At 37.6% G+C, this 24,750-nt stretch carries 20 protein-coding genes; 6 read left to right on the top strand and 14 right to left on the bottom strand.

Annotated features, from left to right (window positions below):
• Window positions 1-17: 17 nt before the first annotated feature.
• From DN068_RS12180 to DN068_RS12135, 9 genes are all read right to left on the bottom strand, one after another.
• Window positions 18-623, bottom strand: a complete 606-nt coding sequence (locus tag DN068_RS12180) for an HNH endonuclease (protein WP_110999207.1) — start codon at window positions 621-623, stop codon at window positions 18-20.
• On the bottom strand, window positions 610-1,266 hold the full coding sequence (locus DN068_RS12175) for a response regulator (RefSeq protein WP_110999206.1): 657 nt from the start codon (window positions 1,264-1,266) through the stop codon (window positions 610-612). The genes DN068_RS12180 and DN068_RS12175 overlap by 14 nt, the downstream gene beginning before the upstream one ends.
• Entirely contained in the window at window positions 1,259-3,793 is a 2,535-nt protein-coding gene (locus DN068_RS12170; protein WP_110999205.1) for an ATP-binding protein, read from the bottom strand. The genes DN068_RS12175 and DN068_RS12170 overlap by 8 nt, the downstream gene beginning before the upstream one ends.
• Window positions 3,794-4,856: 1,063 nt before the next feature.
• Complete coding sequence (locus DN068_RS22140) at window positions 4,857-4,994, bottom strand: hypothetical protein (protein WP_165836377.1); 138 nt, start codon at window positions 4,992-4,994, stop codon at window positions 4,857-4,859.
• Window positions 4,995-5,269: 275 nt separating this feature from the next.
• The gene (locus DN068_RS12155; protein ID WP_110999202.1) at window positions 5,270-5,629 is read right to left on the bottom strand and encodes a hypothetical protein; all 360 of its coding nucleotides are present in this window, start codon (window positions 5,627-5,629) and stop codon (window positions 5,270-5,272) included.
• Between the two features lie 256 nt (window positions 5,630-5,885).
• Window positions 5,886-6,404 (bottom strand): HAD family hydrolase, encoded by a 519-nt coding sequence (locus tag DN068_RS12150; protein ID WP_110999201.1) that lies wholly within the window; start codon window positions 6,402-6,404, stop codon window positions 5,886-5,888.
• A gap of 4 nt (window positions 6,405-6,408) precedes the next feature.
• Complete coding sequence (locus DN068_RS12145) at window positions 6,409-7,377, bottom strand: DNA-processing protein DprA (protein ID WP_110999200.1); 969 nt, start codon at window positions 7,375-7,377, stop codon at window positions 6,409-6,411.
• Window positions 7,377-9,368, bottom strand: coding sequence for a phosphoribosyltransferase (locus DN068_RS12140; protein ID WP_110999199.1), 1,992 nt, complete (start codon window positions 9,366-9,368; stop codon window positions 7,377-7,379). The genes DN068_RS12145 and DN068_RS12140 overlap by 1 nt, the downstream gene beginning before the upstream one ends.
• 168 nt (window positions 9,369-9,536) lie before the next feature.
• On the bottom strand, window positions 9,537-10,685 hold the full coding sequence (locus DN068_RS12135) for a hypothetical protein (protein ID WP_123985329.1): 1,149 nt from the start codon (window positions 10,683-10,685) through the stop codon (window positions 9,537-9,539).
• Window positions 10,686-12,519: 1,834 nt separating this feature from the next.
• On the opposite strand from DN068_RS12135, the gene DN068_RS12130 reads away from it, so the two are divergent.
• On the top strand, window positions 12,520-12,954 hold the full coding sequence (locus DN068_RS12130) for a DUF4265 domain-containing protein (protein ID WP_110999197.1): 435 nt from the start codon (window positions 12,520-12,522) through the stop codon (window positions 12,952-12,954).
• Window positions 12,955-14,053: 1,099 nt separating this feature from the next.
• Here DN068_RS12130 and DN068_RS12125 read toward each other — a convergent pair.
• On the bottom strand, window positions 14,054-14,605 hold the full coding sequence (locus DN068_RS12125; RefSeq protein WP_110999196.1) for a hypothetical protein: 552 nt from the start codon (window positions 14,603-14,605) through the stop codon (window positions 14,054-14,056).
• Window positions 14,606-14,658: 53 nt separating this feature from the next.
• Window positions 14,659-15,129 (bottom strand): hypothetical protein, encoded by a 471-nt coding sequence (locus DN068_RS12120; protein ID WP_110999195.1) that lies wholly within the window; start codon window positions 15,127-15,129, stop codon window positions 14,659-14,661.
• A 1,385-nt stretch (window positions 15,130-16,514) separates the two neighbouring features.
• On the opposite strand from DN068_RS12120, the gene DN068_RS12115 reads away from it, so the two are divergent.
• The 3 genes from DN068_RS12115 (at window position 16,515) to DN068_RS12105 (ending at window position 21,806) form a co-directional block, all read left to right on the top strand.
• A complete protein-coding gene (locus tag DN068_RS12115) occupies window positions 16,515-18,116 on the top strand; it encodes a hypothetical protein (RefSeq protein ID WP_123985328.1) in 1,602 nt (533 codons plus the stop codon).
• Window positions 18,117-18,134: 18 nt separating this feature from the next.
• Window positions 18,135-19,277, top strand: a complete 1,143-nt coding sequence (locus DN068_RS12110) for an outer membrane protein assembly factor BamD (RefSeq protein WP_110999193.1) — start codon at window positions 18,135-18,137, stop codon at window positions 19,275-19,277.
• An 825-nt stretch (window positions 19,278-20,102) separates the two neighbouring features.
• Complete coding sequence (locus DN068_RS12105) at window positions 20,103-21,806, top strand: DUF262 domain-containing protein (protein ID WP_110999192.1); 1,704 nt, start codon at window positions 20,103-20,105, stop codon at window positions 21,804-21,806.
• 86 nt (window positions 21,807-21,892) lie between these two features.
• On the opposite strand, the gene DN068_RS12100 is transcribed toward DN068_RS12105, so the two are convergent.
• Window positions 21,893-22,483: a hypothetical protein gene (locus DN068_RS12100; protein WP_110999191.1), complete on the bottom strand. Its 591-nt coding sequence runs from the start codon at window positions 22,481-22,483 to the stop codon at window positions 21,893-21,895.
• A gap of 154 nt (window positions 22,484-22,637) precedes the next feature.
• Here DN068_RS12100 and DN068_RS12095 point away from each other — a divergent pair, with 154 nt between their 5' ends.
• A complete protein-coding gene (locus DN068_RS12095) occupies window positions 22,638-22,943 on the top strand; it encodes a hypothetical protein (protein WP_123985327.1) in 306 nt (101 codons plus the stop codon).
• A gap of 63 nt (window positions 22,944-23,006) precedes the next feature.
• On the opposite strand, the gene DN068_RS12090 is transcribed toward DN068_RS12095, so the two are convergent.
• Together DN068_RS12090 and DN068_RS12085 are read right to left on the bottom strand one after the other, a co-directional pair.
• A complete protein-coding gene (locus DN068_RS12090; RefSeq protein ID WP_110999189.1) occupies window positions 23,007-23,267 on the bottom strand; it encodes a hypothetical protein in 261 nt (86 codons plus the stop codon).
• Between the two features lie 3 nt (window positions 23,268-23,270).
• The gene (locus DN068_RS12085) at window positions 23,271-23,546 is read right to left on the bottom strand and encodes a hypothetical protein (RefSeq protein ID WP_110999188.1); all 276 of its coding nucleotides are present in this window, start codon (window positions 23,544-23,546) and stop codon (window positions 23,271-23,273) included.
• A gap of 295 nt (window positions 23,547-23,841) precedes the next feature.
• Here DN068_RS12085 and DN068_RS12080 point away from each other — a divergent pair, with 295 nt between their 5' ends.
• Window positions 23,842-24,750: a ParB/RepB/Spo0J family partition protein gene (locus tag DN068_RS12080; protein WP_110999187.1), complete on the top strand. Its 909-nt coding sequence runs from the start codon at window positions 23,842-23,844 to the stop codon at window positions 24,748-24,750.

Genomic DNA, 24,750 nt, shown 5'->3' with positions numbered 1-24,750 from the left:
AAAGCTTGCACGTTACTTTAAACTACAGACCGGTAATGACTAAAATATTCCATAAATTTTTTTGAAATATTGGATTTATTTTCTTCAAATTGCATCCGTTTATCCTCGTCTATTTCCTCTGATAAAACAATTTGATTTAACTCCCGCCAGAGGTTATAAAGTTCCTCAAGGACAAAGATCATTCTGTGTCTCGCAAGTCCCAGACACAATTGCTTATGCATGTATTTTGCGACATCAGTTAGTGCTATTATTTTTCCCGAAACATCCCTTTCAAAAATCTCATTATATAACTCCAGCCTCGGATGTATGTATCCTCTGCTGTTATCCTCTGAAATGCTGGGATCAGGAGAATTCGTAACCCAGTCATCTGATTTATTGTTATTACAATAGAAACATGAATAAACCAAATTTGAATAGGTACTCTTGAGGTCAGGAAATTTTTTTTTTGGAGCGAAATGATCAATTTGCATTCCTCTCCAACCGCCAGCCCACATGTCGTGGTCCCCACAATAACCACATTTTTGCGAAAAATCATTAACTAACCACGGTCTCTTGTAATCACGATAATTTGCTCTAATGACGTTACAACTATTTCCTGGGGTTAGGATTCTAAACTGAGGCATTGGGTTTATTCTTTAGGTCCTTAATTAATTCTTTTGTACTGCTTATAAGATTTTGTAAATCTGATAAATTCTCGTCTGTCTTATGTTCCGACTTAATTGCAGATTGTCGATCTACTGCTTCTTCCAAGATACTATCAAGTTCTAAAAGCCGTGCTTGCTCAACATCACTTAATTGTCCTTTATGTTGTAACCCGGCAAACTCATCTTTGTATTTCTGAAGCAAGTCTTTATAATAAGTGATATATACAAGCAATTCATCCCTGAAACCTTTATCCTTAGCATCATTTAGCATCGATTTTTCGAGGATACTTTTTCTCTTTTCAGGAGAAATAAAACTCTTTTCAGCAAAATTTTTATACGATGTCATTAAAACAACGGGAAGTAAAGGTTTTCTATCTGAAATTCTTTGCATTACGACGTCCCCATTATCTGGAACGGTATCATCCGAATACTTAAGATTGAAATCAAGAACGACAATATCCGGTGCAGTTTCCACTACTTCCTCAACCAATTCCTCCAGAGATTTTTTACCTGGAAATAAATTAGTCACCTGAAAATCTTCCTTATATTCATCAAAATATATTTCAAATTGTTCACGATCTCCCTGATCCTCATCGATATAAGCAATCAAATATCTACTCATTAGACGCTTTTTTATATGGTATTAAAATTTTCAACTCGAATCCTGTTTTGGAACTTAATAATTCGATAATTCCGCCATAGAATGAGACTGCTTCGCTTATTATCCACATCCCTAAGCCAGTACCAATTTGTTCGTTTTCAGAATTTACTTTCGTAGTATAACCGCGTCTAAGGATATTGTATGGATTCTCTATACTTTTCAAGAGACCGGGGCCTGAATCTTTATAGTGAATCAGTATATATTCTTTTTCGTCTTCCGAAGGTACAATCAGGTCAATTGAAATGCGTACGGTTCGCTCTCCCGAAAAGCCTTTTCTATCAAACGCATCAAACGAATTAATTAAAAGATTATTGAAAATGCTATCGACATCTATCAAAAATCCCTTAATTGTAAGGTCTGCAACATTATCCGAATCAATTAACAAAGTGGTTTTCCTTGCTATCAGAACCTCCTTCCATGTTTCATTTTTAAAATCTGACAGGTAAGATTTCAAATCAATGTTTTTTAATGCTCGTTTATCTTTTCTGACTGCTGCCAAAGACAAATCTAACCAGTGTGTAATACCTTCGTGTGCTTTTTTAAGGTTGTCGAGATGATTAAATGGATTATGCTTCGCATCCAATTTTTTTTCTAATCTGCTCCTATTTAATTCTTTGTCTAAAGAGTTGGAAAGATTATTTGTACTTCTAATAAGTTTATTTTTAAAAGATGGAAACTCATGTGCAAAACTGGTTATTATAAGTCCTGTTGTAGCCAAAGCACTAAGAATGCGAATCTGTTCTTCCGCGTCATCAAGATCAGCTTTTATAGAGCTAAAGGCAGATTTAAATGTATCCCTTTCCTCTTTGAAATCATCTTTAGTTTTACTTTCCTCATTAATTTCATGATCTTCCCCTTCTTCTATCAATTCTTCTGCCTTTCTTTTTGCGTCATCAGCGTCTTTCTTCTCTCGCTTTAATAAATCTATCTCACGCATCACGTCATGCCTATCAATTTCGAAGACATGAATTATCTCTAAAAGTAACAGTTTGAAAATATAGAAAGTGTCATTTTCCTGAAAACCTTCGCGACTTGACTTGTCCTCAAAATTTAAATTAGAAATCCTGGAAATATTTACAATCCCGGCAACTTGATTGGGCGCAACTCTCCAGCCCCCCCCGTGCTTGGTTATACCGGCAGGGCTTTTTGCCTGGCGATCTCCAAGCAACAACCAATCAAAAGATGCATTTTCAAATTCTCCATATGGACGAACTCTAAAATTGTCTCTAAAAACCTTTATTCCACCAAATTTCCTAAACCATGAAGCTCTGTCTGTTCTATTAAAGCTTCTATAGCCAAAGCGTTCTTTATCATTTTGAGTACTTGCCTGCTTTATAAAGTAAAAGAGAAAATCGAAATTCTTTAAATTGTTTGCCTCCTTAGCAAAAGAGCTATTTGCTAACCAAGGTAGAAGGTCGTTTATGGAGGTTTTTATTTCGAAGCTACCTTTTTTAAACGTTTGGTAATCGTATGGCGGCTGCAACATCGCCTTACGTTTGAAAAGGTCTTTATCTATTTTGTTTACCTGTAATTCGTTTCTATCAACTTTTATTTCAATCGATTTGTCAGAGTTAACCTTTGCAAAAATTCGGTAATCAAAATCAGAATACGTTTCATTTGCAACACGACCAAATTTGACAGGATAATTTCTACTTATTAGCTCAATTTGAAACTTTTGTTTATTACCAGGAGGAGATAGCGTCTCTAAATTTTCAAAAAGTTCACTTAAAGTTTTTTCAGTCCACCAATCTCTTAAATTCCCAATATGCAAACACGTTCCTTGATCAAAATTAAGTTTAGACGAGGTTATAATTTTAGCTATTCTTGCGTCACCAGTTAGATCTACAACTGTTTTTCTCAAATTAAGGTTCCGAACCACAGTAAAATCAGCATTGATATCTCCAATTATGGCGCCATCTTTTTCAAAGTCCTCCCAATTGACGAGCCAATTAAATCCGTTCTTTTTCCCCTTGGGTAAGGTTATCATGTGACAAGTACTTCCAAGTCTGTCCAGCGCAAAACGCCCTATACCTTTTGCACCAACTTTTACCCGCCCGCCACCGGTAAAAACATCAGATAATTTATTGTTTGTTCCTATCGTCATCCAATGCTTATCGATAACCTCTTCTGTCATTCCGTCCCCTTGATCTATTATAAAGAGTTGGTTTTTACTTTTGAAAAAAAACTCTATGTCCTTTAGCACGTCATCCGAACAATCGTTGTCAAGAAAATAAAACTTCGATTCTCTATTTAATGAATATCCCTGATTTAATATAGGATTTTCATCAACAAATCTTTGATATTCTTTGAGGCTTATTGTTTCGGGGATAAATTCAAACTGTATGTCAAAATATAGAATGCAAATCGGAGAATCTGCATCGAAGCAATTTTTCACCAATTCTATTATTGCTCCGTCAACATTTGACACGTTTTCTCGACCAATTAGCCTGGCCGTACGTGCAGAAACTTTAAATGGTTTTTGGGCCATAATGCGGATGATTCAATCCCTAAAACTAATTATTTCTATCAAATACTATGCTTTATCCCATTATTCAACTGATTTGGAATGTTAAGCCCCCATCACATTCCACCATCGACACAAGTTCGCTGCATCACTTTCCGTTCTCTCTTCCGGGCGATCTTCAACTGTTTCCTCATCCATTTATCTTCTTCAAAAGTAGGATGACATTCAATCATCAATTCAGCCATTTCCTCAATCCTTTCTTCAATACATTTTTCTTCTTTGACCTCATGAATTGATTCCTTTTGAATGACACTTTCACACCGTGCTTTTCACTCATCGCTTGAGTTATCAATTCTTCGGCATGATTCAAATCAGATTCGTTATTCACGAAAATTGAATCATGCAGGGACAATGCACAAATGCCAAGTTCCATGAACTTCTTGAGTACAGTGTCAATCATCACGGATGCTACCAGGTGTTAACATTTGATTGCAAATTGAGAATGGTCTTTGGATTTGATATTGTCAATGACATCGTACAGGTCAAAGAAAAATTTAAAAGTGAAGATTCATTTATTCTGTTCAAGGTTCTATTTTGACACCTAAAATCTTCATGCCAGGTTACAATTGGACGATATAAGTCCAATATTTACATTGCAAATAATCAAGAGCTATAATCAAGATCACTTACGGCAATCCTGATGCAAGTCATTTAATCAGTGGATTTGAAAAGGTGATTTGTTCCACCAAATACATTAAATATTATAATTATACATTATCTTTGCATAAGATTATTTATACGTTTAAACTAAGAAAGTAGTGACGGGGTTTCAACCTCGTCTTTTTTATCTTGCTGCAAATCATTCAGTAGAACTTTTACAAGATCATTTCTGCCTTGACATCAATAAAAAAGGCAATGTGGAAACATTGCCGGTGGGTGACTAATGGAAATATTAATAAACATCCGGAAAGTTATATTTTATTTCATTATACAAATACTTGCCGGATGTTTATCTGATGGTCGTTTTTGTATAGAGTATTGGAATTCAGTCAAAGTCCCGTTTTCATTTTTGAAGCCCAGAGTCAAATCATTTCAGATCGGATTGTTGGTCTCCTTTTTCGGTTTGCAGCCGTTTTTCGAGCACTGCCTTGTCCTCTCGCATCTTTTCTGCCTGCTGCAACAGTTCTCTGCCGCGGCCCTCGAAGACCGATGCAAGTGTCTCCATGGACCGAATTATCTGTGGCAGATCCTCCGCTGCATGACTTACCAGCATTAGTTTCATTAGGACGTCGTCCTTCTTGCTGTCGTTTAGTGATTGGTCTCGCTCATTGTTGATTTGTTTTACAACATTTTCCTGTACTTGTTTGGCAAGCTACTAAAATAACGACTGGTCGCAGCTCAAAAAATTTAAGGACTGAAATTCGCATCAAGTGGCGGAAATTCTAACAATTCACTATTCCACATCGATCTGTCTCCTCACTATTCTACCGACACTTTTAATTACTGAACTTGGATTGAATTAAGGAATTTGTCCTTTTCTCGAATTGCCGTTTGACTATCATTTAAAAACCAAACATCAAAGTTTATAGCTTTATCCCTAACTAAAAAAACTTTAGTAAACCGCTTTCCTCGCTCGCCGGTTGCAGGGTTTATTGCTGAATATTCGATGTTTCGACCTCTATAGCCTCCTATTTTTATCGGAGTAACGACACCTTGGTTTCCGGTATACTCAAGCTTACCCTTGGCAATATTATCCAAAAACGAACTTTCAACTTTTTCGATCTCTGAGGCCGTCCATTTTTGTTTCGCTTTTACATACTCCGGGTAATTCGGGATTGCATTTCTTTGGATTAGTACCATAAAAATGCAGTTTTGAGTTTTCGCTAAGTAAGTAGACGTTGACGTCGTTGTTTTGTATTCCGAGGCAGAAGGAAATAAAACAAAAATACCATTGTCAACCTCCTTTTTAACCTGGGCATATAAGCACAAAATGCAAGACAGAAGAAATAAGGTCGGTAAATGTTTTCATATTTATATTGTTCAAGGATGCATACAAACAATATCTGTCAAATCACTCCTATAACGTTTCAAATAGCCCTTTTACGCTCGTAAGCACTTATATCTTTCCTTTGAGTACCAAGAAATCCATCAATTCTGCAGGACTGGTAAATATCAAATTGGGTTTTGACTCGATTAATTTCTGCCGATCCGATATTGAGCTTCCCCACAACGCGCCGATTGAAAAAACATTGGCAGAGCGAGAAGCAACAATGTCAATATCTCGATCTCCAATAGATATCACTTTCGAAGGACTAATCGCCATTCGCTCACATGCAAGAAGTATTGGTTCCGGATGAGGTTTTCGCTTCTGAGTATCGTGGTAACAGACAGCTACCGTAAATGGCAGCCTGAAGTGTTCGATTACCCGTTGACAATATGTCGATGGAGATGCTGTAACAATCGATAATGCATATCCCTTGGCCACTATTTTGTTCAACAACTCCAACATCCCATCATAAATATGAAATTCAGGAATCAACTCATATACTTTTGACCAGTCCCGGGCTTGCCGATGCATCTCGGCGACAGAACTATCGACTAACGTCTGATCCAAATCGAAAATGAACCCACCCATAAACTTAAAACATCGTCATTTGGTTATTGTGACTATCAATGATACCCCCATTTCCAATGTTGGAGGGTGTTGATATAATAAAATCTATCAGTTCGTTTAAATCGCTTCCATTTTTAATTGCCTTCGCCTTATTCCCTTCGATCATATCCCTGTTACCTTGGAATTTATGAAAGTCCATCCGGTTTTCTTCTGCGACTCTGGTGTAATCGAAATATACCGGAACACCTTGCTTCTGAGCAAATCCTACTGTGTGCATTGAACCTCCTTTAATGTCTGTTTCGATGACCAAAAGCGCTTTACTAAGTCCGCTTTGTAGTCTGTCTCGCTCAACGAAGAAATTACCCTGTGCAGGCGTGCCAATTTGATACTCTGAAATGAGTGCACCGCCAGAAGCCAATATTCGGTCCGCCAGTTGAGTATTTTCTTTAGGATAAATTTTATCGAGTCCGCCAGCAAGTATTGCAATGGTGGTGCCATTTCCTGCTAAACATCCTTCATGTCCTGCAGTATCGCACCCCTTAGCCAGCCCACTAATTACAGCAATCTTCTTTTCTGCGAAGACTTGACCGTATCTCTTGCCTATGTTCACGCCATAATCACTCGGTTCTCTCGTTCCTATAATTGCTACAGACGTCTGTTCATTCAGGCATTCCAAGTTACCCTTTACATGTATCATTACCGGACCGTCAGGCATCCTTCTATATCGTTCGGGAAATTGTGCGTCGTTCACTGATAGAATTCTGATACTGTTGTTTTCAGACAGGCTCAAAATCTGTTCCGCCTTTTCCTCGCCTATATTCAAGTTATCCAATGTTGGGACTTTAACCCGTTTGTTTTCCGCGCGCAAATCTTCGAGATAATCGATCAAGTCTTTGGTACTCGATGGTTTTATTGACTTATCGAGAAGCTTGCGCACAGTACCCTTTCCAATATCCTTGGTATTAAGAAGCGTTAATATGAATTGTTTATCCATTAAAGTGTCGATACGGTTCTTGCAAAATAAATAAATTCAATTTCGCTGGCGCCATTGCTCTTGAGTAAATTATAAATATCGTTTGAACTCCGGCCGGATGTCCTTACGTCATCGATCACTAAAATTTTCCTTCCAGAGATCGATTCTGTCAATTTAACGTAAGGGATGATCCCACCATCCCCCCCCAGGTGTTTAGGCTTTTTCTCCTTGTCATTATTTGTCAAAATCTCGTATCCGTTTATCAAACCAGTCAGTTCGCATAGTTTTGAACAAAACAACTTAAATCTTCTTTCTGTTTTATCTTTTGAAGATGCCGGGACAATAAGCAGAGTTTTCGTTTTCAAATAATCTTTACCGTAAGTACTCAATAAGGCTTTTGACATCTTTGTTGCATACATTCCAGGAGCCTCGCCGTCTTTAAATTTAAACACATGGTTCCGATTCTCTAAATCACTACTACCTAAACTGGCGTAATGGAATTTATTTACAGGATAATAATGCCAAAGTGCGCGCCAATTGTATCCGTGTGCGCTATTACTTTCAACAGCAAAAGCTGACAGGACTGACGTTTCCACTCTCGTTTGACTGGCTGACCCAATGGTTGGCAAAGGATCTTTTTCTGATATTATTTTCTCGATATCAAACTTCCACGTTTCTCCTTTTATATTTTTTGCCGTCCCTGTTATTACTGATTCGTTTTTAAGAACGCCGAGATAGGCGCAGTACCCGCTATTTACCGTCAGAGCAAGAATACCGGCAGCAAATGACCAACCGCTCTTTAAAATGTTCCCATATTTCAATACGCCGTCAGGAAGGAACTCAAGGATACCGTCCCGAATATCAACATCATGGTTCCTTATTTTCCATTTAGTTCCGACAAACTCAAATTCCAGATTAGTTGAATTAGTACCTTGGCTATTTTCTGGGATGGTTGAGGTTCGTTCTAACTCATCACAGCTCTTTTTCTTTAACTGAAAATGCTCGGGGCGTCCTTTTTTTCCAAAAATAAAACCGCCAATTCTGTCGAGATTGAATACATGTCCAATGCCAATCCCAATTCCGTCGAAATCAAGAAATAGTTTATCGTCAACAATTCTCCATGTATTACCCGTCAATTCCGCGAAAAAATAAAAGTTTCCATTTTCCTTGAATTCTACATCAACTGAGCCAACTGATGGGGTTATTAAACACCATTTCTTTTTCGTCAGGTCCTTAGGGAAAATATGTTCATCGGCTGGAACTGGCACCTCATCCGTTCGATTCTTAGCCACTTCGGCTGCCGGTACCTCGAAAGATTTCTCAATAATATTATCGAGATGGGTATGCTCCAGGTTTAATTGGTCTTGCCATTGAGGATTGTCTTTTAGCAACTGAAAGTAATCCGGCTGTTCTTCAAGTTCGACAGAACGCATGCTCTGCCGATTTTTACCCGTGTCGTCAACATTCACAAGACAACACTCGTTGAAATCACCGTTTACGATGAGGAACTTGAGGTTGGCAGGATTGGTAAGGTCAATGTCCCGTTGGCAACGATAATAACCTTTGGATGTACTAACGAAGAGCTTTCCCGTGTTGGGATTTCTGACAACATCGAAACTGGCAATCCCGAGTTTTTCTTTGAAAGCAGCTATTGTCAAATAGCTGAATTGAACATTGCGTTTAACTGCGGGTTTCACCAATGGATTATCCCAAAACGCATCATCACTGTTTAACTTCTTTTGCTTTTGAGAATTATCTTTTAGTAATTGAATGTCTGACTCACTTTTATTCGCTGCGGTAGATGCGCTGCCTGTTCCATATTTATCTGGCTCAGCCTTTCTCGACTGTTGAAAATTGTCCGATTTCTTCGAACCGTCAACTGACCTCCTGCGACCGCGAACGATATACCAGAACATCAAAGCAAACAGTACTAAAATAAATAACGCAGCAGACCCATCATTTGAAGCTGGCTGCAGGAAAACAGTAGGGATAAGTAAGAATATTAAGGGCATCACAGTACTATGATTGTTTCCCGAATGTACGAAAGCCACCTAAACCGACAACCACAAAACGGGCAAGGAAATCACACCCCCGAATACCACAATTATTAGTTAATTATTTTTTGCGACTGCAGTTTCCGATTAAAAAATCTTGAATCCAATTGTAAAGATTCGAAGTGCCTATGAAATTTTCACAATTTCACCGTCAACATCCAGTGTACATTCAAATTCCAGATAGTTGAAATATTCTCTTACAATTTCAAGCACCTGATTCACCTCCGTTCTCTTTACGATCAATGAGTCATGTTTGGTGAGACAAAACAATCCCGCGTCTTTGATTGAAGGGTATAAATTATCAACAAAAATTTCGGCTTCTCTTTTTTGTAAAGTGATCGAAAAATCACGTGATTCGCCTTCCTTCTTTACTCCATCAATATGCGCGACGACATTGGGAAATCTTTCTTTGAACTTCTTTTTCGCTGCTGTATGGTTTTTCTCGCTTGAGAATGCCAGTTCCATCATTAGCTGTTTGGCATCCTCTCTCTTAAGCTGCAGCATCTTTCCCAGTTCCTCGTACAATTTTCCATTTGAACATAGATCGTAGTAAACGCCAACGTCCTCCAGGTCACACAAACCTTCCTGTTTCAACCAATATGCGTGAATCGCAAACTGGGAATTCTTCAGATCAATTTCGACAAGACCATTATCCTCCCTTATTATTTCCACCAAGCATTTAGACATCGCGGTCAAATTGTGATCTAACCTTCCATTACTACTATTTCGGCCAGCATAGAATATCCCTTTGATCAACTTTGATATTATTCCGCCGTAATAAATTTCCATGCTCTTCTTTTTCATTGCAACGTATCGGTCCAGGTCATCGATGTAAAAATTCCTGCCATCTTTGATCAGTGTCAGGCCGCGTCTTTTACAATAAGCAACTGCACGAGATTTGTTCACGTAATAATTTTCCTTTTTGCTGACACGGTTGTTGACTTCAAAAGATATCTCTTCGATCTCCATTCCTATTTGAAAGCTGGTGGAACGGATCGAGTCAATCTTTTTCTTTGCAGCATCCAACAATCTCAGTTCATCATACACCAACATCTTCAAATCTTCAATCAAAAGAGACTTATCGAAAACCTCAGTACTAATATGCATAGAGTACAAAGAAGAATCGACAGAATTATATTCATCAATTGATTCAGTACTTATACCAGTTCCAGAATTTGAAATAATCTTAGAAGAAACTACTTGATATTCCTCTTCAGAAATATTGATATCTGTTACAGAATTGACATCTCCGAAAACCTCAGTACTAATATGCATACCGCCGATAGAATTATCTAAGAACTATTGAATGAACAGAAAGAACCGACAAGAATCGATCAGAAATAGAGAATCGGAAAACCTTAGTACATATAAGCAGGTAATTATTGATAGAGTCAAACTTTAGAGTTATTTAGAAAAGTTAGAATCTCCAGAATAATTGAATGAGCTGTTAGAATCCGAAAAGAATAAATCACAAAAGAGAATCAGCAAGTAGAAAGAACAAACAAATACAATCTGAAAATAAATTGATCTGGAGTTTTAATCAAGAAAGAGGAATTGAGCAGGAATGACTTTACAGATTTGATAACCTTCTTGAAAAGAAACTGGAATGTCTCCTACTTTGGTACCATCTTACCATCTCATATCAATAGTGATAGGTCATTTAGATCTCATTTGTCTCTTACATATCAGAAATGAATCTTGAGGTACGAAGTCACCGTCCTGTAAATGTTCGCAGAAATTGATATTTGTGGCAAATCAACTTGTGGTAAAATGAAACGTAAGTTCCTGTCAATTCGATTTCAAACCGGCCATCTTCAATGGTACGAAGTCACCGTCCTGGAAATTTGATCAAATCTTAAGACTTGAGACAAGATAGATGTAAGTTCTCATCAGTTTTCATTCAAGGTTCAAATCCAAAATAATGGTGGTCAATGCTGCCGATATTTCCATTCAATTGTTATCACTTCAGCCAAGCTTAAAGGCTGTTTATTCTCTCACCACCAACCTCTGATTTCTTGTAATGCATTTATACTATTTTTCTGTTTCGTCGAGAATTTGAATATCCGAAACTCCGCCGTTGATATCTTTCATTTGTCAGGTCCCTATCACCGACATATTCATTCATCTTGTTGCCGACAAGTTCTTACGTCTTTCTTTCCTTGCCAACAAGTCAGTAACGTTCTTCCCCGAACCTTAGTACTTATATGCAAATAATTATTGAGAAATTCATTCTAAAATTTATTGGAAGAATCATTCAAGATTTATCAAACAAGAATCACAAATAGCTTCTAAGAAAACCTCAGTACTTATATGCATAGAGTCAGTTGAAATCTTGAAGATCTATCTTAGAAGATTTATCAAAGAAGAATCAATTCAGATCAGAAAAGTCTTTCAAGGATATTCATAAACAGATCTTGGAAAAACGTCAGTACTTATATGCTTACAATCATTGGAGATTCACTCTTCACTTAGAGTCAAGGATTAGATAGAATTTTACAGAAGAAGAGCAAATTAGAGAATCAGAAACCTTAGAATCGGGATTGAGAATACGAAAGAACAAGAACTTTGTAAAGAACTTGCCGGGAGATTTCTTTCAAAGAGAACAGACTTTTGGATTGAGGAACGATCTTACCGTCCTTGCAGATCTTTCCGATTTGATGTTTTCATTTCCAATATCGGAACAAGCCGGTCATTTGATCCCATAAGTTTGAACTGAAGATGAGTGCCTGGTACGAACTTACCGCCCCTGTTTCCAAATTGGTTTCACAGGAATATTTCGATGTCGTTTTGTCGCTTTATTCATTTGTCATTTATATCTCCTATATCGTCCTCGGTTGACTGTGCCTTGGCATTGATATTCTTTTCCCGTTTCACCACGATGACGATACTCCAAAACTCCGCCGGGTGTAATTCAACAGTGCCACTTGTCATACCAAACATCCGGTCATTTGGCCAACCCGTTCAGAAGCAAGATCTAAAATGAAGTAAAGAGAAAACCGGCAGAAGAGATTCAAGAACGAGGAATTTAGAAAGAGGTAGCAGGATAAATAGATAGTGATAAAATGATAACTTGCCTATCCAGTCAAAGGATACCATAATTGAAGCATCTATGTCAAAAAGCGATAGCTATTTAAAAATGCATTTCACGTATTTAAATGACGGTGAAACTATGACCGAACGTATGTGGGTAAAGTCGGTTGGCAATAATTATGAAATCGACAATATCCCTTTTTACGTCAAAAACTATTCACTGGGAGATGTCGTAAGCGGAACAATCGAAGATGGGAATTTAGTCGTGAAAGATTTGATAACGGAATCTGGAAACAGTACAATTCAAATCGTTTTTTATGACAAGGAGATTATTAGGACAACGATGAAAACGTTAGAGGAATTACAGTGTCAATCGGAGATCAGCAACATCCCATCCTTGATTGCGGTAAATATTCCGGCAACGGTGGACTATTTTGGAGTGATAAAACCGTTCCTGGACGAAGGTTTTGAAAACGAAAAATGGGATTATCAGGAAGCTTGTCTGGCCCATTGATCCGATTCAACTTTAACTTTCTCGCCGACAGATTCATAAGGTTTGTGGTGCGTATAAAATAACTTTGAGAATGCCTGAAAGATTTGTCGTTTACGTCTCCGACATCATCCCCGATTGACTTATCCTTGGCATTGATATTCTTTTCATGTTTGATTGAGAATTTGAATACTCCAAACTCCGTTGTGAATCGTTTTAGAAAGTACCCTGATCCCTATCTCAATTGATATATTTCATCCTCTCAGAAAACCTCAGTACTTATATGCATACAACCGAAGAACTATCCCGTTAACAAGTAAAGAAAAGAATCTCCTAAATGAATCAACTGAAACAAATCAGAAAACCTCAGTACTAATATGCATAGCAGATCTTATTAGATTTAACTCAACAGAGAAATCAGAAAGAATCCGAAGAGTATATCGATAAAGAGACTCTGAAAACCTTAGTACATATATGCAGGTAATTATTCAGAAGAAACTAATAGAGAGATCATCAGATTTATCTTTAGGAAGAACAAATGACAAAGGAATCACAACCAATAGATCAGCAAAAGAATACAGAAATCTCAATGCAAAAAGATAGGTTGACCATTGAATCTTCAAAGATCAGAAATGGAGAATAACAGAGGATCTGGAAGAATTGAACAGACGAATTGAATAGATTAGAATGAACTACCAGCTCAGTAGATCTTCGACGAAAGAAATGAAGAAAGAAAATACAAGGAACGAAATTACCGTCCTTGCAGATTTCTCAGATTTGAGACATTGATCGTTGAATTTGCCGACATATACTCGCCAATGTGTATCAATAGTGATAGTTTCTGAAAATAGAACTTTGATGTATCAAGCTTCAATCAGGTGTCTAATTAGAACCCAGACATGAAAACTATTTTTAATTCAAATACAATAGTGGATTTATATTACGAAAATAATCAAACTGTATGCAAGAGGCCGTTTTCTGGTATCAACTTGCCGCGGAATTGCCGTAAGTTGGAAATACCTGGTACAAACATACCATGCTCACTGATCGGAAAAGTTGGAAAAGATTGACGGATCCTATAAAAAAATGCCCTCACTCTGGAAGGCACTTTATCGATAAATTGTTACAACGAAAATTCTGCAATTCTTTTTACATGCGCCTTTTCACTTTTCCGCATGATCTTATCAGTGATGATTTCGTGTTCTTTTTCCTTTTCTAAAAGTCTGTACCATGTAATTGCCGGAATGTTCTCATTCGAATGTATCTCAAGTCGGATTATTATATTTTCTTTTGGCTTTCGATGACTGTTGATTATTTGACTTAATTCCGTCGGCGTAATATCTATTTCACTTGCAAATTGATTATTCTTTTTATCGAGGATATGGATATACTCTTTTAGAAAATAACCGAATGTTGTTCTTTCATCATAGTCGTCGCTTTTGATATAATCCTCGATCTGATATTTTAATTGCAAGAGCCTTGAATATATTTTTTTTGCAGAACTTCTATTTTCAAAAGCAGTTCTTCTTTTTTCCCAGAATTCCTTTTCCTCCTCCGTTTGTTTTGCGCTTTTCTTAGATGGGAAAACAAAAGATTCGGCAAGTTCTTTATTGGTGTACTTATCTAAATCCGAATTGACGGACTGTTCTTTTATTTTTTGTGTTTGACGTTTCATGCTACTTCCAGTTTTTTACTAATGCTACTTCAATTGTTTATTATAAAGACTCCCTACTTACCTTCAATATATTTCTTTATCAATCTTGCTGAATTCTGTTCCTCTGTTACCATATAGATACCTGTAAAATCCATGCCATATAATTCGTGATAGTGTTTCTTCAATTGATCTTTTGGCTTTAAATAAACATAACCACCGTATCCTTTCTTAAAAGCTTCCCTGCATGCATATGCAATAAGGCACCCTGTAATTAATGAATACTGCTTGTTCTTGCCGACATTCTCTTTAGAAGCACATAAATGTCCAATCTCCAACGCGAAATTTTCGGGATGATCAATCAGAGACATCAATCCCAATATCGTATCGTCCCCTTTCCTGCATAATTTGTATATAACTTTGCCGTCTTCCTGTTTCCATGTAAAATAGAAACGTTTGCTTTTTTTAATTATTTCATAGTCTTTGGCTTCCAACTCTACAATCACCGCATCATGCCTGTTACCTGATTTTACATCTTCTATCTTCATCGATTCATTATATAGAACAGGTAAATTTAAATAAAAGTTTACACTTTTTGTAAATTAATTTACGTGAAAATGGGAGAGAAATGCCGATTCACCGAAAGGAAAAAATGCCCACTACGAACTTACCGTCCTTTGCAGAGTTTGAAATGAAGATAAGCATAGTACCATTCTTACCGTCTTTGCGAGATTCAATATTGATACACTGATTCCATATCAAGCGAAGAATTCAATGTCGTTTTGCCGTTTTATTCGTTTGTCGTTTATATCTCCGATATCAATCCCGATTTGTTCCGCTTGACATTGATATTCTTTTCCAGTTTTATCAAGAATTCGAGTATCTAAAACTCTGTTATGACTTGTTTCGGAAAGTGCCTGATACCTGTTCAATTGACATATCTCATCTCTTCAAAAACCTCAGTACTTATATGCATATTACCAAAGAACGAGTACAACAAAATAATCTTTGAAAACCTCAGTACTAATATGCATAAACTCGATAGAACCTCTTTGAATTAATCAATAAAGAGAAGCTGAAAACCTTAGTACATATGAACAGGTAATTATTAAGAGAATTTAGTTAGAAAGGTTAGAAGAAGGACAAATTGAACAATCAGAAGAAAGAATCGGAAAGAGTCAGAAGGAAGAATTGAACAGATTAGAATTGACTCTGAACAACCTAACCGGCTTGTCGACGATATTCAAATTGAAGAATAAACAAACCTGGTACAAACTTACCGTCCTTTCAAATCTATCCAAATTGAGACTTTGAAATCCTGTTGGACATGTCGGCAAGCTTGAATCAAATTTGATTCTGAAAATAGCTCTACCGCGGTACGAACTTACTGTCCAGGTGTCTAATTCGAACCCCTACACATGACATCAATTGACGATACATTTCTATTAATGGATTTATATTGTAAAAATTGCATAACTGTATTCAATACTGTAATCCTCATCGTCTACTTGTGGCGGGATTGCCTTAGGTTTTTCATCAATTTTCACTCACAATTTTGAATGCTGCCTGCCTATTTCTTGCATTCCCTTCTGTACGGAAAACTGAGTAATATCTAAAAAGGGGGCCCCGACCACGTATGGAAACTTTTACCAGGACCATTCAAAAGTCAATTGTTGGCAGCTGCCACCAGCAGATCCGTTTGATCCAAACCAGACGGTCGCAAAAATTGAAAAGATTCGATTTTATCGAAATTTCCAATCACTCGTTCGATGCGTAACGAAATGCCAGATGAAGGGTGATGAGCCACCAACATACAGAATAAAATAAAAAAGAGGTTTAGCCTGATTAATATTAACATATGAAAACTGTCAACATTAACGATACACATTATTTGAATAAAATATATTAAATTCGTATATCCATTTCCCCTACAATGAAGTTTACATTCAGAAGTATTTTCTTAACGATGCTAATTGTCAAATCTTTTTGCCTGATGGCGCAAGAAAAGGACTGCTTTCCTAATTGTAATATTTCGTGGGAAATGGTGCGAAATGAAAGAAATCCTTTGTGGACACGGGTCAATATAAGCGATGAATGTAGAAAAAGAATTGATAAAAAACGCCAAGAATACATAGACGATGACAAGAGCAATTGGAAATACTTACATAAAGTAGCCTGTTCATATCAAAGCGGATGGGTTGAAAACAACGAAGGTGAATGTCAGGCCGGAGGCCCTCCTCCATGCTGCCCTGTTCAACACTGGCATCAAGAAACAGGATCTTGGGAAAAATTCTTAGAAATATGCAGGCGAGTAAAATATGCAAGACAAGCAGAGCTGGAAAAAATATATAACGAGTGTCATAATGCCGAAAGAACACCCGTTATCAATTCATTCAACAATGAGTACGATGCTGCAGTTGCATGCTGGAGATTTTTAAAATCGGAAAATGCACCAGGAAATGCGTTAAACGATTTTGTGACTCGACTAAATAGCTTGCATCAAAACTTTGCTGCAGCCGTCGCCTCTGATCAAACGGCGCCGAGCCTCAAGCAAGGTCTCGATTTATTACTTGTTTTAAAAGATCAAATTTGTGACTATCAAATTCCGCCTCAGTCATCAAAGACTCCAGTTCCACCAAAAAATCAATCAAAAACCGGCCATGGAAGTACAGAACACGCTGGTAATTATTATGAACTTCAAATAGACCCAGATGGCTTCGAGAAAACAATAAAACATTCTCCATTCGCAAAACCCAACGATTCGAATTCCCATTCAAAATTTTGGGATGAACCTTCCACTGTCAAGAATAATTCATCTGGGATGCGCAACAATAGCACAAACCCACAATCAACTGTTTCAACAAATTTAGCGACTGAATTAAAGACATCCTCCCAAGAAATGGGAGAACTATTGCAAAATAAGGAACAAAATATTTCCTATCAAATTGCAATTGGATTACAACAACAAGCATCGATTGCCACAACAACCTATGAACAAAACACATTAAATATAGCGGCGGGTACCGCCGTAATTGCATCGGGAATTGAAGATATGATTAGGCGGCGGCAGGCAGAGAAAGCGGCAGCTGCGGAACAAATTAGACAACAAACAGAACAACAAGAATTAGAACAGAGAACTGTAAATGAGCGGAAAGCATTTATGAATGCAATTCCGGGATTTTCAGTGCCATCACCATTCTCAAATTTCAAGGATTCGACAATCTATATCTACGCATTAGGGTGGGACGAAATTTCATTTTCCAACTTTACAGTGGCAGTAAGCGAACCTCTTGCAGTAAAGCAACTTTCAGACGGCACCTGGCCATTAGTTTCCAACCTCACGGAACACTACGGAAAGCAGCTACACTTCAAGACGGTTAAATTTCTGGGATATTTCGAACAGACAACGATTTGCGAGGCGCAACAAGCGGAAATTGTTGACCAACTAAAGGAGCTTGGGGCGACCATCAGAATTCTTACGCTTTCCGTAAATAAACAAAACGATGATCCTACCAAGGATTTTTGGAATAAATAAACCTAAATATCAAAAGTTATGTTCTCTCGATTTTTTATTTTAACCACGGCATTCATTTTGCCATCACTTTTCTCCATCGGGCAAGACGCAGAAATGGAAGCTATTGCACTTTACACAAAAGCGGAGACAATGTACAATGATTCCAAATACGAAGAAGCATTAGCTAAAATAGCCGGAGCAGAAAGTCGACTTGGCGGTCCAAACTCGAAAACCCTGTATCTAAAAATCAATACTCTTTATAAGTTAGAACAAAAAACGTGGAAATATCATGATAGCCTAAATGGGTCACTAAAACAATTTTTTGCGGTTACCGATAAAGAAACATATCCACGGGATAAGTATATCGACATCGTCAACATCTCTATAGATGAGAAAGAAAAGCAAGAGAAATACGATGACGATTTTGCCCAAATTCAAAAAACAAACGATCTGACCGAAATGGAATCTTTCCTAAATCAGTACCCCCAATCTTCGCACAGCAGTGAACTTCAGAAAGTCTATACAAAACTAACAGGCAATCCATATGTTTGGGACGTTGGCATCGGAACAAGCGAGTCCAGTAATAATGCGAACACTTCGAGAAAACAAGAATACAACATTGGCGATATCAACAATACGGACATCCCAATTACGATGTTGGGTATTGATTTTACCCAAGCTACATTTTCAGGCGAAGATTTCAGCTCAAAAACAATTAAAATAACTAATGAAATGATACAAAATTCCTATGTGCCAATTTGGAATTCAGAAGTGACTATCGACCACATTTTTGTAGCCAAAGGTGCTGACCATAACTTCCATTGGGCATTGCATAGAGATTCGAAAAATGTTGAATACTTTCTTGAACCCACCCAAAAAGCCAATTCGCACCAACAGAATCCAAACTATTTATCAGCCGTGAAAAAGAAATGGGACGAATCCGTAATTAATACTTTAGTTAGGAAATACAACTTTGGCAACAAAAATGGCCTTGGTCTTATTTTCTTTGCAGAAGGTGTAGACGTTGAGGCTGACGTAGCATCTGCTTGGGTTGTATATGTTGATATGAATAGTAAAACCGTTTTGAAGTGTTTTAGACAAGATGGAAAACTCCACGGCAAATCTTTGCAGGATTATTGGGTATGGGGATTCAGCAGTATTCTTTTTCGAATGCATGGATAACGAAAAGATTTGAATTGATTAGATTTTGGAAGAAGTAAATTAGACGGACAACGAGAACACATTTGGAACAAACTCACCGCCCTTGTAGCGATATCGTTATAGATTTCGATCAACCTGATTTTCGCCTTTTTCGATTGTTCAAATGAGTCCCTTACCGCATCCTCGAACTCGGCACGTAGAAGTATCTCGCTTTCGTCAGATTGCGAAATTAATAAGGACATATCTTTGCCCATCGTTTGAAATGCCTTCAAATTATTTATGTCTACGATGGCAAACCCTCGTTTAAACAGAGGAATTTATGCTTCTCAACAAATTGCTTTAGGAATCGTACATCTTCCGCATCATCATCATCCAGGCCAAACACGACAACGTTCTCTTCACTACTTCTTGCCTGGTAATGGCATCGGCGAAACAAATAGCTGTCCTCCGAAACGCAGGAAGTCCTTGAATTTTCCAACCTTACAGTAGCTTGGCTTACCGATGAAGATATCATTCGAGCGCTTACACAGAAAGCTGAAAAGGGAGTAAAGGTTCAAGTCGTAATAAGTAATTCAAAAGAGAATTTCGTTAGCCGCCTTTATTTCCTTGGTGGCGCGTTTAAGGTTATCTGTAATAACATCTTTTATTCTACTAAACTTAACGTCCGTTTTCATATTTATGTTTTCGGGATCTTGATAGCGTGAGGACCCACACTGAACTTCTCTATAAATATAAGCCACCATATGGAATCTGCAAGGCAATCGTCTTATCACAAATACGCAGAATAAAATAATAATCATAATTTGTCGCATCATTTACCTTAAACACTTTTAACGACTTTTATTAATGGAAGCTTCTACTACTATCAAGCAAATGCAGGCCGGCAACCGGATTTTTGTTCCAACTTATCAGCGGGCGTACACATGGGACACAGATTCAAGTGACGACACTTCAAACAAGCAGGTAAATACTTTCCTATCAGACCTTGATGCCTATAATAAAAGCGCAACAAAGTCGCCTTACTATTTCGGACATTTTCTTTTCGAAGAACAGAGTGGCAACATGTATGGCATAATTGATGGACAACAGCGCTTAACCACAATAGTCATTTTCCTGTCCGCGCTGTTTACTCGCTTAAAACAATTCCGCCAACTAACAGAACTTGAGCAAGAGGCCTTTGAAGATATCATCAAACGCAATTCGACATACCGCTTTGAAACCGTTGATTACGATCGTCAATTCTTTAAAGATTATGTGATCGAGCAGGTAAAAAAGGATAAAAACGCACTCGAAACCCAATCGGCAAAAAGAATTGCTGATGCTTTTGATTTTTTTAGTAAGCATTTGAGTGAAAAAGACGAGGCATACCTAATCAAGATGTTGGACACAGTACAGAATGCTACCTGTACAACCCACCCGGTACAGAACGAATCTGAAGCGATTCAAATGTTCATTTTTCAGAATAATCGTGGAAAAAAACCAACAGACCTCGAAATTATCAAAGCGCAATTTATGTTCAATGTGCATCTTTTTGCCACAGACGACAAAGACGCGTTAATAGAGGAAATAAAGAATCGCTTTGAGAAAATTTACAAGTCTATATCATCCATTGAGTATGATATAGATGAAGACGATGTCCTTGTGTATACGCTACGCGTTCATTTCAATTCCCTTTGGGAAACCGACGCCGTTGATCGTATAAATGAAGTGTTGTCGACGGGAAACCCGATATCTTTCATCAAATCCTTTACACACTCCCTGGCAACAAGCTTTGAGCATTTAACGACGTTCTTTTCAAAACACGAAAAAGAGCGAATCGAAATTCATTCACTTATTAAATTAGGCGGGATTGGCATCGCGATCCCATTTATCATTAAAGCTTACACGTTTGGCTTATCAATCGATAAAATCTGCCTCCTTTGCTCCAAATTTGAATCAATTATCATAAGGAATAGGCTTATTGGAACGAGAGCTGAAATTACTTCTCGACTTAACGAAGCATTCCGAAAATTCACAGCGAACAATCCTGATGCGGAATCAATAATCAAGCACATAAACTGGATGAGGAATGTTAGTTCTCAGTCATGGTGGTGGAGTTATTGGAATAACGACGAATTTAAAAACGCAATACAAGGTCCAATCAGCCATGGAATCGCAAAGTACCTCTTATGGAAATATGAAAATCATTTGGAGTCGCAGGGCAAACGCGGCTACACAGCTACACGCTTTGACAAAATTGTCAAGCCTGAATTAGAGCATATCGCACCACAAACACCTACGGATGGCAAACCACTCGCCGCTGGCTACTGTGAATATGACGAAGAATTCAAGGATCAATACATTGACTGCTTAGGCAATTATCTTCTGCTTTCGAAATCGCATAACTGTTCAGTCGGCAATAAACCTTTTGTTGAAAAACGCAACTCATACACTCATTTAGCTCAGCAAAGAGAAATCCAGGAAATGACAAAAGACGATATTATTTGGACTAAAGATTTGATTGCAGCCCGGAAAATGAAAATAACCCAATTCCTTGTGGAAACATTCTAACCATACAAAACTGGTACAAAAAACGGAACTTAATAAAGAAGACTGCCATTTTAAGCAGTCTTCTTTTCAATACTAAATTAATGGGATCATGATTCTACAATCTCATATCCCAATGCTCGTGCCACTTTCAAAAACGGTTGCAGGTTTTCCAAAGTAAACTGACTGCATACCACAACTTCCCTGTCCTTCAATTTGATGACCTGTTCAGGTTTTGTGAAATACCGATTTCCTTTCGGTGCAATTTCTTTCGCCGTCTTTTGATCCTGAAAGATGCCGAATCGTTTCAGAAGATCATCAGGAAACACTTCTTTCAGTTCTTTGTAAGTGATCTCCGGATGATCCAACACATACTGAGCAACCACCGCTCTAACCAAAGGACCTTTGCCGTATGATCTGCCATTAAAAGTATATTGAGATACGTCTCTGCCAGCTTTTATTCTCTTTTTCAGTTCAACTTCCTCTGGAGTTTCTTCTTTTGGTTCCGGCATTTCTGAAAAGACAGTATAAACTGGCTCGTTTCCAGAACTGTCTTCTTGAATGATTCGCTCACGTGTCAACATGCGTAGCAGGTTGAATAGCTCCAGTCCTTTGATTGCTGTGGCTTGGCTGATTTGAACTTTGGTCGCTCCTGGATTTGATTTGAGGTAAGCGAGAATAATCTCTGATTTGTTTTCCATTGCTGATTTCTTTCCAGCGAGTTTACCGGCAAATCACGACAACGGGAACAAATTGGAAGGGTTTAGCATTATGCTTGCAATTGCAAAATTCAAAACGTTTTGCTACTTTAAGATTAATTCAACCATTAAACACTATTTTAAAAACATCACAAACATGCGCGACAAATCTTATCCATTCTTAAGAACGCTATCGGCAATTTTTATTGCTATTGGGATCATTGAAACGCTTTCTACTGCGATTGTAGTGCTCGTTGGCTTAAGGACCTGGATGGACATGTTCGACTCCAATCCCACCGGTGCATACCTCATGCTCGGCTATTTGGTACTCTTAATTGTGTCTATAATAGGAACCTTTGCAATTTCTCAATTGATCAAGTTAGTGATCAACTCAGCCGACAACATCCAAAACATTGCAGACAACGTGTATTTAATCGCTTCAAAAAACGAAGAGAAACAATAATCAGCAAAAAAATAAAGAGCAGTGATCACTGCTCTTTATAAACTATACGGTAATTCAAAAAAATCAATCTTCGCTACGTACTACTGATCTGATCCAGTCTCGATAATACTCCGCAGCTTCAGGTTTATCAAAAACTCCAAGGATGATATTGCCGGTCTCAATCCCAAATTTAAAGACCATGAAGCCATCGATATAAGCTTCTTTCAAAGGGATGATTCGGAATTCATTCCTATTTACATTGCCTTCAAGCACCCAAAGGCCAGAACCATTCAATATTCCTCCACCGTTACTTAATGCATTATTTATGATATCGTCTGTGTTCATATCCTATTTGATAAAATTTCCTTTTTCATCTCTTCCAATCGTCCTTATGTGTATTTGATACTCTTCGGCAGCTTCGATAGAATTAAATATACCGAGCATTACATAACCGTGGTCCTCTCCATGTTTGAAGGCAACAAGGTTATTGATGTAAAAGTCATCCAGTTTTGTAATCCGGAATTCGTTTAATACAACATGGCCTTCGAGAACATACCAATTGCTGCCGTCGAGTATTCCACCTGCATTTTGAAATGCGCTTTTTATCAAATCATTTGTATCCATAATCAATCAAGGGAAGCAAATGTATTGATATATCAACTGGCCTTTTTGAATAAGTTATCCCATTTGCATTCTTATGCTGAATTGACAAAATACTATTAAACAGTTAGGGCCAATTTGTAGCATTTTAGATAGTTTTTTACACAAGTTGCGATTCTGGAAATGAATGCCGTTTGTGTTTTTTTCGTATTTCCACTAAGAGTTTACATTCAGTTTAAATCAATTGCTCACATTTAATATATATTCCATCCTTTCAAAGCAGGCATATACTCAGAGTTAACCCTGAAATTGATTCATCATGAGCGAGAAAGAGAAAAATAGTCTGATTAATTCAATTAAACCTCATCCATTTAGGTTTTTAGAATTGCCGCTTGACGCAATCGAAGGTGACTTGAACCAGCCCCGTAAGGCATTTGGGCTAAGAGCCGGTGGCGATCACAACCGCCTATTGAAATCAATTTCAACTTACGGAATTGAGGATCCAATTAAAGTATGCGAAATTGAGGAAGGACGTTACAGGATTATGGACGGGCATCGGAGGTTTGCCTGCGCAAAGGAACTGAAATTTAAAAAAGTACCCTGCCGTATATATCCAAAAATGAAAGACGGTGAGTTTGAGGCCCGTAGATATGAGATGCAAAATAACCGAAGGGAATGGAAACCGATTGAAAAGGCAAATGCCATTCATAGAATAAGAACAGAGTATAACAATGCGAGTGAAAAAGAAGTCGCTGACTTAATTGGGATGAGGCAAACAACCTTGTTTCATTTTACGGCTTTGAGGAATATGCGGATGGAATATCTCGAATTAATGTCAGAGCATAATCTGAAAGAATACCAACGTATTTCCCTAATGCAACTGCTGCCTAAATTGCGAAAAATAAAGCGGTTTGAAGTTGATGATATTGTAAAAATTCTTTTCAAGAAAATCAATGATAATCTGTTATATAAAAGGAGTGATTTTATTTCCCTCGCTAAAGTTTTTTCAATTGCTTCTTTGAATGAAGAGGAATTATTGAAGTTCCTTACTGAACCTCAAATATCCGTAGATGAACTGTGTGAAATGACGCAATTATCAGGATTTTCATTCCAAATTAGGAGCCTGATAAAAGATTTGAGCGTGAAAAGAAACCTAAATATTGAACTGACAAAAAAAGAGCAAAATTTGGTTGAAGATCTCTATAAACTTATAGAAAACTTTATGTAA

It is taken from the genome of Taibaiella soli, from assembly GCF_003236175.1.
Taxonomy (GTDB): domain Bacteria; phylum Bacteroidota; class Bacteroidia; order Chitinophagales; family Chitinophagaceae; genus QKTW01.
This window is presented reverse-complemented; position numbering and strand designations above follow the sequence as displayed.